Annotated in this window: 18 protein-coding genes and 1 pseudogene; 15 read left to right on the top strand and 4 right to left on the bottom strand. The window is 37.9% G+C overall.

Annotated elements, in window-relative coordinates:
* The first annotated feature begins 51 nt into the window (after nt 1–51).
* From AC1TO9_RS21050 to AC1TO9_RS20995, 12 genes and pseudogenes are all read left to right on the top strand, one after another.
* Nucleotides 52–870, top strand: coding sequence for an inositol monophosphatase family protein (locus AC1TO9_RS21050; RefSeq protein WP_482060426.1), 819 nt, complete (start codon nt 52–54; stop codon nt 868–870).
* 456 nt (nt 871–1,326) lie between these two features.
* Nucleotides 1,327–1,866 carry an ATP-binding protein gene (locus AC1TO9_RS21045; RefSeq protein WP_482060425.1) on the top strand — a complete coding sequence of 180 codons (540 nt, stop codon included), beginning with the start codon at nt 1,327–1,329 and terminating at the stop codon, nt 1,864–1,866.
* A 1,061-nt stretch (nt 1,867–2,927) separates the two neighbouring features.
* Nucleotides 2,928–3,428, top strand: coding sequence for a GNAT family N-acetyltransferase (locus AC1TO9_RS21040; RefSeq protein ID WP_482060424.1), 501 nt, complete (start codon nt 2,928–2,930; stop codon nt 3,426–3,428).
* A gap of 221 nt (nt 3,429–3,649) precedes the next feature.
* Entirely contained in the window at nt 3,650–3,907 is a 258-nt protein-coding gene (locus AC1TO9_RS21035) for a hypothetical protein (protein WP_482060423.1), read from the top strand.
* Nucleotides 3,853–4,155: a GNAT family N-acetyltransferase gene (locus AC1TO9_RS21030; protein WP_482060444.1), complete on the top strand. Its 303-nt coding sequence runs from the start codon at nt 3,853–3,855 to the stop codon at nt 4,153–4,155. Before AC1TO9_RS21035 ends, AC1TO9_RS21030 begins: the two co-directional genes overlap by 55 nt.
* 580 nt (nt 4,156–4,735) lie before the next feature.
* Nucleotides 4,736–5,356 carry a CPBP family intramembrane glutamic endopeptidase gene (locus tag AC1TO9_RS21025; protein WP_482060422.1) on the top strand — a complete coding sequence of 207 codons (621 nt, stop codon included), beginning with the start codon at nt 4,736–4,738 and terminating at the stop codon, nt 5,354–5,356.
* Nucleotides 5,357–5,458: 102 nt separating this feature from the next.
* Nucleotides 5,459–5,614, top strand: coding sequence for a hypothetical protein (locus tag AC1TO9_RS21020; RefSeq protein ID WP_482060421.1), 156 nt, complete (start codon nt 5,459–5,461; stop codon nt 5,612–5,614).
* A 204-nt stretch (nt 5,615–5,818) separates the two neighbouring features.
* Nucleotides 5,819–6,850, top strand: a pseudogene (locus AC1TO9_RS21015) (serine hydrolase domain-containing protein).
* Nucleotides 6,851–7,094: 244 nt separating this feature from the next.
* A complete protein-coding gene (locus AC1TO9_RS21010; protein WP_482060420.1) occupies nt 7,095–9,110 on the top strand; it encodes a serine hydrolase domain-containing protein in 2,016 nt (671 codons plus the stop codon).
* 87 nt (nt 9,111–9,197) lie between these two features.
* Nucleotides 9,198–9,890, top strand: a complete 693-nt coding sequence (locus tag AC1TO9_RS21005; protein ID WP_482057435.1) for a response regulator transcription factor — start codon at nt 9,198–9,200, stop codon at nt 9,888–9,890.
* Nucleotides 9,877–11,340, top strand: coding sequence for a HAMP domain-containing sensor histidine kinase (locus AC1TO9_RS21000; RefSeq protein WP_482060419.1), 1,464 nt, complete (start codon nt 9,877–9,879; stop codon nt 11,338–11,340). The genes AC1TO9_RS21005 and AC1TO9_RS21000 overlap by 14 nt, the downstream gene beginning before the upstream one ends.
* Nucleotides 11,341–11,759: 419 nt before the next feature.
* Complete coding sequence (locus AC1TO9_RS20995; RefSeq protein ID WP_482057404.1) at nt 11,760–12,272, top strand: nucleoside deaminase; 513 nt, start codon at nt 11,760–11,762, stop codon at nt 12,270–12,272.
* A gap of 95 nt (nt 12,273–12,367) precedes the next feature.
* On the opposite strand, the gene AC1TO9_RS20990 is transcribed toward AC1TO9_RS20995, so the two are convergent.
* Nucleotides 12,368–13,168 (bottom strand): lipase family protein, encoded by an 801-nt coding sequence (locus AC1TO9_RS20990; RefSeq protein ID WP_482060418.1) that lies wholly within the window; start codon nt 13,166–13,168, stop codon nt 12,368–12,370.
* 445 nt (nt 13,169–13,613) lie between these two features.
* Here AC1TO9_RS20990 and AC1TO9_RS20985 point away from each other — a divergent pair, with 445 nt between their 5' ends.
* Nucleotides 13,614–14,327, top strand: coding sequence for a Crp/Fnr family transcriptional regulator (locus AC1TO9_RS20985; protein ID WP_482060417.1), 714 nt, complete (start codon nt 13,614–13,616; stop codon nt 14,325–14,327).
* 164 nt (nt 14,328–14,491) lie between these two features.
* On the opposite strand, the gene AC1TO9_RS20980 is transcribed toward AC1TO9_RS20985, so the two are convergent.
* Both AC1TO9_RS20980 and AC1TO9_RS20975 read right to left on the bottom strand, forming a co-directional pair.
* Entirely contained in the window at nt 14,492–15,196 is a 705-nt protein-coding gene (locus AC1TO9_RS20980) for a zf-HC2 domain-containing protein (RefSeq protein WP_482060416.1), read from the bottom strand.
* A gap of 4 nt (nt 15,197–15,200) precedes the next feature.
* Nucleotides 15,201–15,680, bottom strand: coding sequence for an RNA polymerase sigma factor (locus AC1TO9_RS20975; protein WP_482060415.1), 480 nt, complete (start codon nt 15,678–15,680; stop codon nt 15,201–15,203).
* 233 nt (nt 15,681–15,913) lie between these two features.
* On the opposite strand from AC1TO9_RS20975, the gene AC1TO9_RS20970 reads away from it, so the two are divergent.
* Complete coding sequence (locus AC1TO9_RS20970; protein WP_482057434.1) at nt 15,914–16,891, top strand: ring-cleaving dioxygenase; 978 nt, start codon at nt 15,914–15,916, stop codon at nt 16,889–16,891.
* A gap of 86 nt (nt 16,892–16,977) precedes the next feature.
* Here AC1TO9_RS20970 and AC1TO9_RS20965 read toward each other — a convergent pair whose 3' ends face one another.
* A complete protein-coding gene (locus AC1TO9_RS20965; RefSeq protein WP_482057399.1) occupies nt 16,978–17,373 on the bottom strand; it encodes a DUF2871 domain-containing protein in 396 nt (131 codons plus the stop codon).
* A 186-nt stretch (nt 17,374–17,559) separates the two neighbouring features.
* On the opposite strand from AC1TO9_RS20965, the gene AC1TO9_RS20960 reads away from it, so the two are divergent.
* A complete protein-coding gene (locus AC1TO9_RS20960) occupies nt 17,560–17,769 on the top strand; it encodes a PepSY domain-containing protein (protein WP_482060414.1) in 210 nt (69 codons plus the stop codon).
* The last annotated feature ends 65 nt before the right edge of the window (nt 17,770–17,834 follow it).

The raw sequence follows: 17,834 nt of genomic DNA, 5'->3' as shown, positions 1-17,834 counted from the left end.
ATCCCAAACGTTAGGTGAAATCAGTTGTGAAATTTATTATTGAGGTGAATCATGGAAGAGGATATCATTCGAGTTGCAAGGAAACTCTCAGTTAGAGCAATATTGAAAGCTGGTCAAGTAGCAAAAGAGTACTTTGATAAAGGTATTGATCTACAGGAAAAGGATATTTATGGTGATATTGTTACTGATGTTGATCATAAAGCAGAGAAAATTATATTGGATGAAATCATCGATGTGTTTCCAGAACATCAAATCGATAGTGAAGAGAGTGGCAATAACGGCAAAACAAGTGATTGGCTATGGATGATTGACCCATTGGATGGAACGAATAATTTTGCGATTGGTCTACCGATTTTTTCAACATCGATAACATTGATGTATAGATCAGAACCGGTTTTAGGCGTCGTTTATGAACCGCTAGTAAACCGACTCTATATAACCAGTAAAGAAGAAGGATCATTTTGTAATAATGAACAGTTGCAAGTTAAGAAGAAAGAGGAGATAAAAAAGGGTACAATTGCTTGGATTCAAGGTCATAAGGTACAGAACCATGAGAAAGCTGTCAGATTACGCCAGCATTTAGACCTTCATTTTAAAAGAATGATAAGATTATGGGCTCCAACGTTGCAATGGTGCATGTTGGCTAAAGGAGATATAGATGGAATTGTATTATATAACTCCGAGGGAGATGATTTATACTCTGGGATATTGATGGTTAAAGAAGCAGGAGGGATTGTCATAGACTTTGAAGGTAACCCCTTTAATGGAATGAATGAAGAGCCATATTTAATTGCATGTCATCCAGAACATAAAGAATATTTTTTAAGAATAGTCAAAGAGGGATTGGGTTTAATCGAAGAGGTCAACTGACATCATCTAACAGAGAGTATCTGCGCTGCGGGGCATTCGCCCCTTGGTTGTTAGGTGTATAATCTTAGGAGTAGCTCAGACAAGACACGCCCCGCGATAAGATAAGAGCTATCTAAGGCCGGGGCGCGTCTCAGATGTGCGAACGTTAGGCGAAACCGCTAGAAGCAAAAAAAAAGGATTATTAAGAAATTCAGAAGAAATGGTATTGGTTACGCCGCTGCTATCAAAGCATTCCTACATTGTCACATACGCTCCTTGGTCGCCATGAGGGATTTCGGAGAAGTTAATTCAGGCGACACATCCAACCGAATAAGTGGCTGAGCCACCTGGACCTACGGACCTTAAGTCGTTTGGACGTCAGAAATGCGCAACATTATAGGAAATCATCGCAAATACATAATAAAGACTTTAAACAATTAAAAACAATAATTTTCACCATATGTTATGGAGGGTTATATGAAGAATCGTATACATATTTTCGGTGCATCTGGATCAGGAGCATCAACACTAGGACAAGAGTTATCAAAGCGGCTTCCACATGTCAATTTTGATGGTGATGACTATTTCTGGATCAAGAAATTTACTGAACAAAGAGAAGCATTGGAAAGACTTCATTTACTAACAAAAGATCTTACTCAATACAAACAATGGATATTATCAGGTGCGATATGTGGTTGGGGTAATGGATTAAAACCAAATTTTGATTTAGTAGTTTTTCTCTATCTACCTAATGAGATTAGACTTCAAAGATTAAAGGAAAGAGAAACTCACAGATATGGCGAAGATATCTTACCCGGTGGAAGTATGTATGAACAATCAAAGGAATTTTTGGAGTGGGCCTCATTATACGAGGATGGTGGATTTGAGGTAAGGAGTAAGGCATTACATGAACAGTGGATGTCGGATTTGGCTTGCCCTATTCTAAGAATAGAAGGTAATAACTCTATTAGTGAGAGAGTGAACATTGTTTTAGAATATTTGAATAATAACGAATAATGTTAAGTGTTTAGAACTGATAAAGTAAGCGGAATCGACGTCAGGACCACAACAACGTTATGAGAAATCTCTGTAACAAACGCCTGGAGGTATTTTGGGCTAGTTAGAATCATAGTAGCTGAAAAAGAAAAGGAATTTTGAAAAGAGGCATTAAGAGCAATACAGAAGTTCGTATTTGAAGATCTAAAGGCTCATAGGATGTGGCTAGATGTGAAGGTACATAATGAACGTGCAAAACACATATATGAATCACTAATCATTTTAGCAAAATTAGATTACGAATATAGCAAGCCCAAGGAAGATAGAGACATCTCATAACAAGTATTTCTGCCCCATCGCTGACGCTCCATGTTAGCTAAGAGGATTCTCGGAGAGGTGAATTCAGGCGACACATCCAACCGACTAAGTGGCATAAGCCACCCGGACCAGTGGTCCTTAAGTCGCATAGATGTCAGGAATGAGCAACGTTAGCTGAAATTGACCGAAAGGCGGAAAAGATATGAGATACTATTATACTCCAATATTAAGTTTTATAGGATTATGTTTGTTCACAATAACATTAATAGCTAATCTATGTTTTAGATTTATAAGAACTTCAGATGTAGGTACAGGTATGCTATTGTCGGTTGCAAATGCATTATTATTGGTTTTCACCTTGATATGGAGCTTAATGGGAATAATTGAGTTGCGTATATTATTAAGATTACATAAGAAAATTAAGACTAGATTCGAAATTGGGAGTGTTGACAAGGATGAATATATGAATAAGTCAAAAAGACTTAAATTTTGTTTCACTATAAACATGAGTTATCTGTTTATTATTTTATGTCAACTTGTATATGTTATTTATAACTGGGATGAAGTTAACATATAGTTTTTTGAAAGTAACTCAAAGTTACTCGGCAATTGCGCAAATCCATCAAGGCTAAGTCCGTTGGACCCGGTCGCTGACGCTTCCTTAAGCCTCTTAGGTTCGTAGATACAAGAACGTTATGAGAAATTTCCGTAAGTGCTATTAAGTTTTAAACAATATAATTAGCAAAGTGAGATGACGATTACTGATGATAGAATTTCCGGTCATTACTACGAAAAGACTTTTTATAAGAGAGCTAACATTAGATGATGTTGAATCAGTATTCAGACATTTCTCGTACCCTGATGTCACAAAGTTCATGGATATCGAGGTATGTAAGAATAGAAGTGAAGCTGAAGAAATTATTGCTTTTCATATCAATGATTCCGGCTGTAGATACGGGCTCTTTAGTAAAGATAATAATAAACTAATGGGTACATGTGGATTTCATTGTTGGACTGCGGACAAGGATGGATCAAGAGCTGAAATTGGTTTTGATCTATCCCCGAATTACTGGGGTAAAGGATTGATGCAAGAAGCGATAAATGAAATTATCCCAATTGGATTTAAATTAATGAAACTTGATTACATTGAAGCGACCACTGAACTTGAAAATATCAAATCACAAAGGCTTCTAGAGAAGATGGGATTTATTAATCAACACCAACTGAAGGACAATTTAATGTATTTTATATTGAGAAAAAAGTAAGTAGCTCAAGAAGACGGTAACTACGCATAACAATGTTGTTCAGCATCGTCGCATTCGCTCCTTGGTCGCCAAGAGGGGGGGCCTGAGAAGTAGCATCAGGCGACACATCCAACTGGCTAAGTGGCGGAGCCACCCGGACCTACGGACCTTAAGCCATATAGACGTCAGAGATGCGCAACATTAGATGTAATCGTCTAAACATGTTAGTCCAGGAGGTTACCATGGAAGTAATATTAAAAGAACTATCGATACAAGAAGCGAAAGAGATTCATGATATGGCGCTAGAGATAGGTCCGGGAGAGAATGGGTTTGTTAATAGCCTTTATACTGCAAATGAAGAAGCGTTTAGTGAGATGATTGTGAGATACTATGATATGGCAAGAGGGATAAATCTAGAAACCCATTTAGTGCCACAAACTATTTACTGGTTATATATAGATGCTTTCCTTGTGGGTACGGGAAACTGCGTCATTATCTAAACGATAAATTACTAGAACATGGCGGACATATCGGTTATGTTATTCGGCCTACATGTCGAAATAAGGGGTTAGGAAAATTAATATTGCGTGAACTATTGAGGAGAGCCAGTGAGTTGAATATTGCTAACGTATTACTGACATGTGATGAAGTCAACATGCCTTCCAGGAAAATTATTGAGACAAACAAAGGTATACTAACTGAGCTAAGTGAAGGAGTCTGCAAGTACTGGATAAAGACACCATCGTAGGCTCAATCGAAGAAGATACGACATCATCTAACATTGCATTACCACAGCGGCGCTGCGCTCCTTTGGTCATGAAGAGGAATTTCGAAGAAGTGAATTGAGGCGACACATCCTATCAGCTAAGTGGCAGAGCCACCGGACCTAAGGTCCTTAAGCCGCTTGGACGTCAGAAATGCGAAACGTTATCGGAAAGGCCTATGAGGATTAAAAAATTTAGAAACCTTAGAGTAATAATAAGGATAGATTCTATAGGTGGAATTCAGGTGGATAATTATGTGAACTAACTTCGTTCATTAGTAGGAAATAGACCTGTTATTCTTCCGGCATCGGGGGGGATGTATGGAGATTGGAGAGTCATATCCAAACGGAGACCAAGCTTATAATGCTTTAGCTGCAATTGTTAGTTTCGAATATGAAGGGAAATTAATTGATCCAATGATGAAAGCTTAGAGTTGAGATACTTCGACTTAGATAACCTACCTGAAAAATAATTTATATCAAAAAAGGTAGTATAACATTATTATAGAAAAAAATGACTAGGTGAAATGATAAAGAGATAATAAATAAACAGGGGGGTGGCGCTATGTACATAGCCTTGTGGTTGTCATTATTACTGACTTTTTCATATAAGATAGTCGAAATTATTATGAAGAGATTTTCGTCTAACATGGTAAGATACAGTTTATATTTCTGGGCTGTTGGCATGTTGATATTAATACCCTTCTTTAAGGGGAATTATATATATAACTCGCCAAGTAACATAATGAAAGCAATGCCAGTGTTCGTAATTCTTCTTTTTGCCAATTATATAGTATCGCGATATTCGGGATATAATCCAGTCGGTAGATTCAACACTATTAATTTTATTATTGTATGGCCAGTTGTTGAAGAAATTGTTTTCAGGGGGTTAATCCTTCCCTACTTAAACCAATATTTAACTACTAGAGAATTATTTGAATTTTTTTATTTACCGGTGTCATATCCAGTGATTATCTCGGCATTACTTTTTGCGATTTGTCATCTGCAATATTATAAGTTATCACGACAAAGTACAATATTCATTGTTTTTGCTTTTGTTGGAGGAATCATATTTGGAGGCATTGCAGATATAACTCATTCGATTTTGTTAACATGTTTGGTGCACATTGAATTTAATTTTTTTGCTTTCTACTTCGCGAAAAATTCATTGAGAACTAGTTCTTAGTGTGCACCACCTAACCGCCTCACCAACGTTAGATAAAATTATTGCAAAATTAAAGTAATTATAAGACAAAATATAAAAACAATAAAAGAAGGTGAGTCTCATATGAATGAAATAGTTAGGAATGAAGTGAGCGAAGAATTAGCAAGTTCAGGTTTTGTTGAAGCGGGAGATTTTATTTTTTTAAGTTTTTGTGTAGGGAATGTAGGTGGTACGGATGGACTTAAAGTACAAATTGATGGAATTGCATATAAAAAATAAAGCATGATATTTGACTCAATAAACACTATACTATTTTGAATATCTGAGCTGTAGTTCACTTGATCACGAATCCTTTCCCCATATGGTCAATTTTATTGTAACAGCAACAATAAATCGAGAGCTCTTTGGTGAAAAGTATGATTATGTTGTATTAGACCAATTATTTATCACATTAGAACATAGAAATAAAGGCGGGTGGTTATAATGGACATCAAGCTAACAAAGCGTATCGCTGATATAAAAATCGATAACAATTTCTCCGGGACAGTACTCGTAAAACAGGACAAAGAAATTTTTGCAGAATTAAGCAATGGATATTCCAATCGTTCTGAACAATTACTTAATAATACGTTCACTCGGTATGGAATAGCCTCGGGATGTAAGCTTTTTACTGCCATAGCCATTTGTCAGCTTGTAGAACAGGGGAAACTCTCTTTTGATTCAAAGTTAAAACAATTTCTTGATGTTAACTTTCTGAATTTTGATGAAGAAATAACAATCCATCATCTTCTAACACATACATCTGGAATACCCGACTACTTTGATGAGGAGATTATGAGTGATTTTGAAGAATTGTGGGTTAACAACCCAATGTATCGAATAAGAAGCTTGAAGGACTTCTTACCCTTATTTCAGGATCACGCTATGAAATCAAAAGTAGGGGAAAGGTTTCACTATAATAACGCAGGATATATTCTACTTGGACTAATTGTTGAACAGACAAGCCAACTTAACTTTGACGAATACGTTCAAGAACATATTTTCAACAAAGCGGGCATGGAGGAATCAGGATATTTCGAACTTGATGCTCTTCCTCCAAATACAGCACTGGGATATATTGATCATGATGATGGAACGTGGAGAACAAATATCTACTCATTGCCAGTAAAAGGCGGTTCAGATGGTTGAGCTTTTGTTACGGTAAACGATATGGTAAAGCTATGGGAAGCACTAATAAATAATTCACTTCTAAGTGAAGCATATTCACAGCTGTTGCTTACTTCTCACGTTAAGAACGATGATGATTTCTATGGATATGGGGTATGGATCAAGAAAGATAGAAATGACAACGTTATAAAATATCATGTAATGGGTTATGACCCAGGAGTTAACTTTCACTCTGCATTTTATCCCGACAACTTAATGACAGTTGTTATCTGTTCAAATAAGTCGACAGGTGCATTCGATATTATGAACGGTATTGAGGATGAAAGAGTACAAAACAAGGATAAATAAGCATGTTAATTGAAGATATTTTGTGGAAGTGATTAATAGTATTAGGTATTGGAAGTCCTGCTAAGTTTGATGAGCAGGACTTTTTTGCGTTGATCATTCCAGAACCTCATCTGCTGATGTTGGGCATTGCTCTCTCTCGCAACTGTAGATTTCACATTACATTAAGGTTGTGTAGAAAGTGGATTAAGTTTCCTGAGGTAAGCTGAAGTTATTCCACAAAGAAGTCAAGGAGAGTGTAAATCTTATGAACATGTTACTAAGTTTTCGCAACAAAATGGCAAGTGTAATTATGATTTCAATGATCGCTGGGTCTGTATATGGAGGTACTTCGTCTCTACCTGTATCAGGAGCATCCGCCGCCGTGGGCCCACAGGATCGTCAAGAAGTAGAAGCATTCGCAGATTCATTCTTTAATAGGCCAGAAATTAAGAATGAGATGGCTGGAGCAGCATTCGTAGTAGTAAAAGGAGATCAAGTTCTATTAAAGAAAGGATACGGTTATGCGAATGTAGAGAAAAAATTACCTGTAGATCCGGATCGAACAGTGTTTCGAATCGCTTCGATATCCAAAGTCATTACGGCTACAGCTGTACTCCAGTTGGCAGAGCAAGAAAAGTTAGATTTGAACAAAGATCTAAACCATTACTTAGGTGATGTTCAAATTCCTAATCAGACTGACGTTCCACTAACGATGAAACATTTATTGATGAATTCTACGGGGTTTGATTATGGAGATGGCTCCGAATTGTTAACCTATGACCTGAAGGAAGAAGTTCCTTTGAAGCAGTATGTTAAGGATAACACGCCCGTAGTCGTTCGGAATCCAGGAGAGAATTATAGATATGACAATTTGGGCTTTACGATCCAAGGGTATGCAGTTGAGCAAGTATCCGGTCAGCCTTTTGGCAGTTACGTGCAGGAGAATATATTTAAACCACTGGGTATGGTAAACAGTGAATTTCGCTTGACGCCTCCGATATTAGAGCAACTGGCAACCACTTATGATCCATATGGCAAAGTGATTCCCACCTATGCGACACTTCCAACCGAGTTACCTGCAGGTGGCATGCTGTCAACAGGTTCCGACATGGCGAAATTTATGATGGCTCAACTTGGTGGAGGTAAGCTTGGAGATGCAACCATTCTGAAAAAAGATACGATACAAGAAATGCATAGCCCTCAGCTCTCGATTCATCCGAAACTGCTGAATATGACTTTAAGCTTCGAACACGCCAACCAGCAAATTTATAATGGACGCAATGTCATTGAAAAGGGTGGGGACTATGAAGGTTTCCATGCGGGCATGTGGTTGATGCCTGATGAACAAGTGGGTGTCTATGTAGCTGTTAACAAAGATTTTGATTTCCGTGTTCCCTTATTCGAAGAGTTCATGGATCATTATTATCCTAATGAAGAAGGAACTGAACAACCTTTAAAGCCGGCGAAAGAGTCACTAACTAAATTTGAAGGAATCTATGGTGATCTGCGACTCCGTCTGTGGACGTCCCGTATTCGTGCAGAAAATGGCACATTGATTGTACAAGATCCGTATGGAGAACATGTGTTGTATGAAATAGAGCCACTTCTGTTTCAGGATGAACAGGGTGTCCGAGCCGCATTTAAGTTGAATGATAAGGGTGAAATACAAGCATTTTATTATGATATGAAGCCAGACAGCTGGGCAGAAAAATTGGTTGATATCCCTAATCTTGATCATTATCAAGATGTAGACGAGAGCGGTCCTTATGCTGATTATATTTATCATATGCGTCAACTCAAAGTCATTAGAGAAAGTAACGAACCTTTCTTCCACCCGGAGAAGGCCATTTCACGTGAAGAGTTTGTCGGTTGGTTTATTAACTGGATGGGCGTTGCTCCTTCCAAGAAGACACCTGTGTTCAAAGATACGCTGGATAGTCCGTATGTGAGAGAAATTCAAACAGCCTTCGAATTAGCAGTCATTCAAGGTGGAGAGGATGGTAAATTCAACCCACAAGCGATATTAACAAGGCAGGAAGCGGCAGCGATTATATGGCGTCTGGCCCACGGGAAATTACAGGCAGAACTGCAGGAAGTACAGTTAGCTGGCGAAACGGATTCATGGGCGAAGGAGGGAGTTCAGTATGTAGTGGCGAAATCATTACATGGACCAGAAGTTACCATGAGCAAAGACGACGCTGTGGATTATAAGTCTAAGCTACCGATGCTAAGACAAGAAGCAGCTGCTTTATTTTCAAAGTTCACAAATAATTTATTCTAAGTTCTAAAAGGTGTTCACGAAGTCATCTAGTTGACTTCGTGAGCACTCACACATAGAGTCCGAATTGCGCAGACAGGGGTGAAAGAGATCAAGACAGTACTTATTATCGATGATGAAGCTGAAATTCGTGAATTACTAATCGTCTATTTAAAGAATCATGGATACAGGACGTTCGAAGCTGGCAATGGGATCGAGGCGTTGGTTGTGCTGCAACAACAACAGATTGATCTGATCATCGCTGACATTATGATGCCGGGTATGGATGGATTCGAGTTGCTTAAGAAGTTACGGATGGACTCGCAAATTCCATTGTTATTTATTTCTGCAAAGTCAGATGATATGGATAGAATATATGGATTGCAGCTTGGTGCGGATGACTATGTGAATAAGCCATTTAATCCGCTCGAAGTTGTCAGTAGAGTGCAAGCATTATTCAGACGGATCGATGCATTGGTCACGCCAGAGAAAAAGGATCAAGCTATTATTGAGATCGGTGACATCAAGTTGGATGAGGATAGCTGGAGGATATATAAATCTGGGATTGAGAAAGAGATGACTTCGTACGAAATCAGAATTCTTGCGCTTCTAATGAGGCAAGCGGGCAGAGTGCTTACAAAAGCGCAAATTTACGAGCAGGTATGGGGCGAGGAGTATGTTGGAGATGAGAACTTAATTATGGTGTATATTAGCAAAATCAGAGAAAAAATCGAAGAAAACCCGCGAAAACCTACATATCTGATTACAATTAGGGGGTTGGGATACCGTTTTGAAAAAGGCTGAAAGTGTTCAGGAACGAAGGAAATTGAAACGGATGCTATTTAGGAATTATATGGTAATCAGTGCGTTGATGCTGATTACCATTGTTTTATCCGTATTTGGAGCAGATTTTTTGGTGAATAAGTTTTTTGACAACTCGTCAGAGTTGACTCGAATTCAGGGTGAGGACATCTACCGATATCCTTTTGACAATATCCAAGAGCGATGGCTGGACGAATTCGGCGGATGGATTGAAATTGTGGATGAATCTGGAAACGTGATATTTACTAAAGGAAAAAAAGAGGATGACATCGTCACTTATAGCAGAGATCAACTCTATACAAATATGGATTTTTACCGAAATGATGATGGGTTATTCTACCATGTATACGATGTTCAGGGGCCACAGGGCGAATCGTATGTGTTGTTGTGGAAAATTCCAGAACGGTTGGAGTTATATAGTGCTTATGTTACCTTAGCTATTCTTGGAGCAGTACTCATCATCTTTTTGTTCTGTGCAATTTATATGTATTCATGGTATTCGGTTCGACAATTTAAAAAACCACTTCTTCAAATCGTTGAGGGAATTAAGGAAATGGAAAAGTTTAATTATACGAAGCGTCTAGATTTCTCAGCAGAGCAGGAATTTGAAGAAATTCGCGAGGCTTTTAATAAAATGGCTGAAAGATTACAGCGCACGTCAGACGAGAAAGAAGCAGCCGAGAATAACAAGCGGAACATGTTGCTGCACTTATCACATGATCTGAAAACACCGATTACTTCGATTTTAGGATTTTCACTTCTGTTGATGGACAATCAGGATTTAGAGGATAGCCAGAAGCAGAAGTATATTCAATACATTAACCAAAAGTCGTCTTACATGGCTAACTTGATTCAAGATTTGTTTGAACTTGCGAAGTTCGATGATCATCATCTCATACTAAATATGGAACAGGTGAACATGACCGAATGGTTCCGACAGTTGGTGGCAGAATGTTATCCTGAATTGGAGAATAAAGGGTTTATTCTGGACGCGCAAATCCCAGAAGAACGGCTGCTTGTTAATCTGGATAAAATGCATATGAACCGTGTTGTAGCGAACCTGATTGGAAATGCTCTCAAATATAATCCAGCAGGCACGGTACTTAGTGCGTCATGTGAGAAGAAAGATGGACGCATAGTGATTTGGATTGGGGATAATGGAGTTGGCATTCAGGATGAAATAAGAGAGAATATATTCGATGAATTTATTCGGGGTACGGATTCAGCAAAAGGAAGTACGGGTGTAGGACTTGCCATATGTAAGAAAATAGTGATGCTCCATCAAGGTACCATTGAGTTGAGAGAAGACGAGCGATACTCGACTATATTCAAGATTAGCTTGCCATGTGTGACTAAGGACTTCAAGAATGTAGAATCAGGCGACACATCCAACTGGCTAAGTGGCGGAGCCACCTGGATCTACGGTCCTTAAGTCATTTGGACGTCAGAAATTCGCAACGTTATAGGACTCGATATCTGGCCAAACGAAATGGGAGCGATATACAATTGATACGAACAAATAAGACAATGAAAGAAATTGAAATTAGAAAAGCCATAATCTTTGTTCTTATTGCTTATATCATTTCCTCATTATTTTCATTACCAATGTAGGCAATGCACAAACGTTATGTGAAATTCTCACAAAATCGGATATTACAATAAAATACTAGAGAATACGGAAGGGGGTATTTCATGCATTCAGTTAATTACAATAGCAAGATCCTCAAGACAGTCAAGAACACTGAAAATGGTGAAGTAAATCAAGACCGAAATTTTTGGATGTTGGTAGATTAAGAATTGTTGAAGAATGGGATGATCATTAATTTTGCAATGAACTAGAAGAGGTGACCTATGGAGGATATGTATAAATACTTATTGGAAGCGTTTAAAGAAGCAAGAAAATCAGAAGAAGAGGGAACATTTCCAATAGGTGCAATATTAGTTGATGAGCTCGGAAATATTGTTGCTCGAGGACGAAATAAAGTATTCTCAAATGGTGATGCAACGGCACATGCCGAAGTAGATGTAATAAGAAAAGCATCGAGTAAACTTCTTGATGTAAAGACTAGGACTTTTCTTGAAAATAATCTAACACTATATTCTACTTGTGAGCCATGTCCAATGTGTACAGGAACTATATTATTATCTAACATTAAGAAAGTAATTTGGGCTGCATCAGATCATGAGTTTGGAGCTTTAAGTAAGGTTAAGGAAGGTCCACATTTTATCAAATACTATAGTTCTATTTCGTATATTGCGAATCCTTATCCTGATTTAGAGCAGAAACAGAGGAAAATGATGGCTAAATTTTATAGCGGCAGAGGATATCATGATACAGAATGGCATAAAGAACTCGCTAGATAATTAATTGGAAGAGACTGAATCAATGTTTTCAAGCAACATGGATTATATACAAAGTATTTCTCCGTATAGATTGGTTGTATTTCGATGATTGGGTATTATTGTGATTTAATTACAGTGACTGGACAGAATCCAGGGTTCGTTAAACGTAACTGCTTGGCAAATGGTGGTTGGAGCTTGGAGAGCTCTGTGAAATAGCTTCCGATCATGTGATTATCACTCACAGATCCATTCTGGAAAGACAGTGATGAAAGGGTCTGGATATGACTGTAGTAGTATTTTTTATCACGTTTAGGTAGCTTGTAGATGAATGGTGGAGCATGTGTTACGACGTCAAAAAGATTGGCAATACGGTAGCTGTTCCGAACATATTGTGAGAAGGCTCTTGTAAAGTCTGGATCGCCTACACGTGGGGCTCCATATGTAAACAGGTTGGGTGAGCTGTAAGTGGTATTGGCTGCAACATCAATAGCACATAATGTCGCAAGTGCTCCACCGAGACTGTGACCTGTAATGAATAATGTCTTGTCGGAAGATAACCTAGAGAGTGCGGAGATAATTCCACTACGAGCTGAAGAATAGATATCTGTGAAGCCGCGATGTGTAAGACAGTCTTCCTTAATATATTTGAAGTTCTTTTGTGAGGCGAGGATGTTCGATACCCAATTGGTTGTCGAACTGGTTCCACGAAAGGCGATAATAATCTCTTGTGAAGATTCCAGAATAAAGCCGAATCGTTCCCACGCATTGCTGAAGGATTTGGCTTCAAAAGTAGCACTGACTGAGTAGTCTGATGGAACGACAAACGAACCGTCCGTATTTGTGAATTGTGCATAGGTCTGTACGCAAATCGCAGATAGAAAGATAGCCCATTGCTCATGATCATGAATATTACCCACGTGCATCCCGCCCTTCTATCCTAAACTATATTAATGGGATGCAGGAGAGATTCCTTTTTAGTGTCAATCTAATGTTATCTATGCTGATTTCCGTAAGTGTCGCTAAAGGAACCAATACATAAAGAAAAGATATGGAGCATTTCCCTACGAGGAAAGTTCCATATCCACTAAAACGTTGTCACAGACAAAGACCAAAGCAAAGATTACATTCCACAGTGTCAAGTTCCGCTTGAACTAGAGAAATATCCTTCCAACCTTATTGTCGAAAAAAATGTTACGGAAATATATTAACTTAAGGAATTCAGTCTGATCTTCATATATTTATTAAATATTAGAAAGTGAGGATTTGAAGTGCGAGCTTTAATGAGGGAATCAGATTTAGAAATAATGGGGTACAAAACCTGTCAAAGAGTTATACTTGATGAGTTAGTTAATGATAATAAAAATGAATAATAAGGCGGTTTATGATATGGAAGAAATGCTAGTTTTTTTACGAGAAATCCCCTTTTTCAAACAACTAGAGGTGGAGGAATTGCAGAAGGTCTCCTCATATGTCATAACACGAACATATGACAAGGGGGTCAATGTATTTTTAGAGGATGGCGATGGTGATGAGCTTTATATTATTCAATCTGGCGTCGTTAAAATATATAGAGAGAATGAAGCTAGAGAAATCATCCTAGCTATATTTACAGAGGGCGATTTCTTTGGAGAAATGGCTGTTTTAGAAAATGAACTACGACGCTCTGCTTCGGCAAAAACAATGGAGGAAACGACGCTCTATGTTTTGAAACGACATGACTTTAATTGGCTTATGAATAATAATCCACAAATTTCATTGAAAATAATGCAAACTGCGTTGGAACGTCTAAGGAAAGCTAATGAATTAATTACGGATTTAACGATCCTTGATGCACGTACACGTGTTACTAGAGGGCTACTTCGCTTAATTGAAAATCATGGGGTCCGCCATGAAGATGGAATATGGATTGATCTTAAGCTGACGCATCAACAAATTGCTGATATGACAGGTACGGTTCGGGAAACAGTAACGAAGATTATGCTGGAACTACAAAATCGGAATATGATTAAAATTGATAAAAAGAAGATTTTCATTTGCGATATTGCAAAGTTCGAACAGTTGACCGGAGGTATATGAACGAGCAGAGATCGATTCCATTCAAAGATGCAAAGCGCATGATATATGCTGCTAGAGGCCATAAATTAAGAACGGAAATTCATACCAATAGTGAACGCCGTTGGTATGCTTGCCGTGCAGAGGGAAACCTCCGCTTGTATCTTAGGAACACTCCATGAACTTAATCACTCATCATGTTTATCGAAGTTGGCTTCAATTGAATCACTTGCTGCTGGAAAATCCATTCCTTTCTCCCAGATTAGAACATTGTCATCTGACGTTCCGATATATAATGCTTTAATCTCTGTGTCATCACCATATTTCTCTCGATAAAAGTGATTTTCCATTTCACCAAACGTGTTATACGTATTTTGAAGATCCATATCGAATTTCGACTTTGTTTTGATGAGTGGGCGTAAAGGCGTTATATAAAAATTTCCGTTCTCATCCATAACAAATTTTGCGCGATCTAAGCCATAACCATCTGTTAATTTAAAATGATAAGTGATTCTACCATCTGATAATTTGCTTACTTCGGAAATTTCAACAACGTTAGAAGATACTTTCATTACATCCCATTGAAATAGCACCATACCACCAATTATGACAACGGACAGTAGTGATGCACCGATTAAGCCTTTGACAAACGCCTTAAATTTGGTGCGATGCCATGATACGGCTATACCTTTTAAAGCATTACTATCATTATAATTCTGTTCAACAACTTCTTCAGGCAAGTTGATATTTACTTTGATTGAATCTAATTCCAATTGGCAACTAGGGCATTCTGCAAGATGCTCTCTAACGATGGCGGCACTCATATTGCTACACACCTCGTCATAATATAATGGTAGTAAATCTTTGATAATTTCACACGATATATTCCTCATGACACTATTCCTCCTTTAGTCGGTCTTGCACTTTTCGTTTAGCTCGATGGAATGTAACTCTTGACCAACTTTCTGTTTTTGCAAATATCTGGCTTATTTGAGCGAAGGAGAGTTCTCCAAACACTCTTAAAGTAAACACTTCTTTATAAGGTTCCTCTAAGCCATGTAGCACCTGATGTATACGGTAAGCTTCTTCTTTAATCAATAGCGATTCTTCGATACAGTTCTCGCTTGCTGTTTCAGTTGTATCATGGGTTGTAAACCGCTTTTGTTTATCGAGATAGGAGAAGTATGTATTTTTGGCGATTTGGAAAAGCCATACATTGATTTTACAGTTACCTTTAAATTGATGAATACTTTTCAAAGCTTTAAAAAATGTTTCCTGTGTAATCTCTTCAGCGACGGTAGGATCTCTGCTTAACGACAACACAAACCTGTATACATCTTTAAAATAGTGATCGTATATATGCTTGAAATCCGTCATATTCCCACCTCCTTATATATAAGACATTCTTTAGGAACATTCGTTACAACTTTTCCACACAAAATATAAATAATTATTGTTACATAGTGACATGAGATGTTTTTCATGATACAATATCTTTAAGTTGAGAGTTATAAATTAGAGGTAATTAGTAATTTGATTGAAATCGCCACACAATATATCAATAACAAATTGAGAATCCATTGGAGGAATTAATAATGACTGATTTAAAAGTGACTGAATTAAAAGGAATACACCACGTAACCGCAATTACAAGTAGTGCAGAGAAGAACTATGAATTTTTCACATATGTTCTAGGAATGCGTTTAGTTAAGAAAACCGTGAACCAAGATGATATTCAAACATATCATTTATTTTTTGCAGATGACGAAGGTAGTGCAGGTACAGATATGACTTTCTTCGATTTCCCGGGTATTGCCAAAGGCGTACATGGTACGAATGAGATTTCAAAAACATCTTTCCGAGTACCGAGTGATGCAGCGTTAGATTATTGGGTGCAACGTTTTGATCGACTTGAAGTGAAACATACTGGATTGAAAGAACAATTCGGCACCAAGACGCTTTCCTTTGTAGATTTCGATGATCAACAATATCAATTGATTTCAGATGAGAATAATACAGGTGTTGCTGCAGGTACACCATGGAAAAAGGGGCCTGTCCCATTAGAATATGCTATTACTGGGTTAGGACCCATCCATATTCGGATCGCTAATTTCGATAACCTTAAAGAAATATTGGAGAAAGTTCTATTATTCAAAGAAATTGATACATCAGGATCATATCATTTATTTGAAGTGGGCGAAGGTGGAAATGGTGCGCAAGTCGTTGTGGAGCATAATGCCGTTCTTCCTCAAGCTCGACAAGGGTTCGGAACAGTTCATCATACGGCATTCCGTGTGGAAGATCGTTCGGTGTTAGATGAATGGACTTCGCGGTTGGAGAATTTCGGATTTCAAACTTCGGGTTATGTTGACCGTCACTTTTTCGAGTCATTGTACGCGCGAGTTGCACCACAAATTCTATTTGAGTTCGCAACGGATGGTCCAGGATTTATGGGAGACGAGCCTTATGAAACGCTCGGGGAGAAATTATCGTTACCTCCATTCTTAGAATCGAAGCGGGAGCAAATCGAGCAATTGGTTCGTCCGATTGACACAGTTAGAAGCACGATAGAATTCGATAAACAATAAAGGAGAATAAAATCTATTAGGAATAGAAGTAAGGAGGGGATAAATCCCCTCCTTTTACTTGCGTGAAATGATAGGTAACTTTAAGTTTACTTAATCCGTTTACCAAGTAGAATAAGTAACCAAATGAGACCTGCACCTAGAATGGTATGACCCAGTCCAGCGATATGTGGCAAGAAGCTGATATCATCACCGTTAATTTGCAGTATGCCGCGAGTAGCCATGGCGCCAATCGTCATCAGTAAACCAATATTATAGACAATGTACCACGGACCAAAGGATTTAGCTTCGTGCACATGAAATATCTTGGCTAGGATTAGTGTAATGATAAAAAAGAAGAAACCTAACACTAGAATGTGGGTATGAAGTGCAACAAATACAGTTTCTCCACTGAAATCATTGTGTTTTGTAATTTCGCGATAAGCAATGCCAGCTAATAAACCAAGAACTACATAGAAAAAGGAAGTATAATATAGCTTTTTCAAAATTAATCGCTCCTTTAAAATTGTCTTGAATGGATAACCCAAGTATAGCAAGCAAGTATGAACGCAATATGAATGGAACATTACAAAAATATAGTTAGTCAATAACCTATTTTTGAAGTTGCACATATAACCTGCCAAATACATATGGATAATGGACTAGGTTTTTGAATAAGGAGGATAACATTAATGTATGGAAGTATTTACAATAACTCAACACCCATATATAGACAAAGAGTTACTAAGCAACAAGCACAAGAAATCGCCCTGAAACATGTGCCCGGACAAATTCTTCATGTCGATATGGATTTAGAACATGGAGTATTAGTGTTTGAAGTAGAGGTAATGGCGAAGAATGGAAGAGTATTAAAAATTGAAGAAGAAGATGATATTGATTAAATATTATTTAGATTAAAACCATGTTAACCAGTAGCGGTTAACATGGTTTTTTGTCGTCTTTATGG

Source organism: Paenibacillus sp. Y916 (assembly GCF_056786435.1).
The sequence above is the reverse complement of the archived record's forward strand: the minus strand, read 5'-3'. Positions and strand labels throughout refer to the sequence as shown.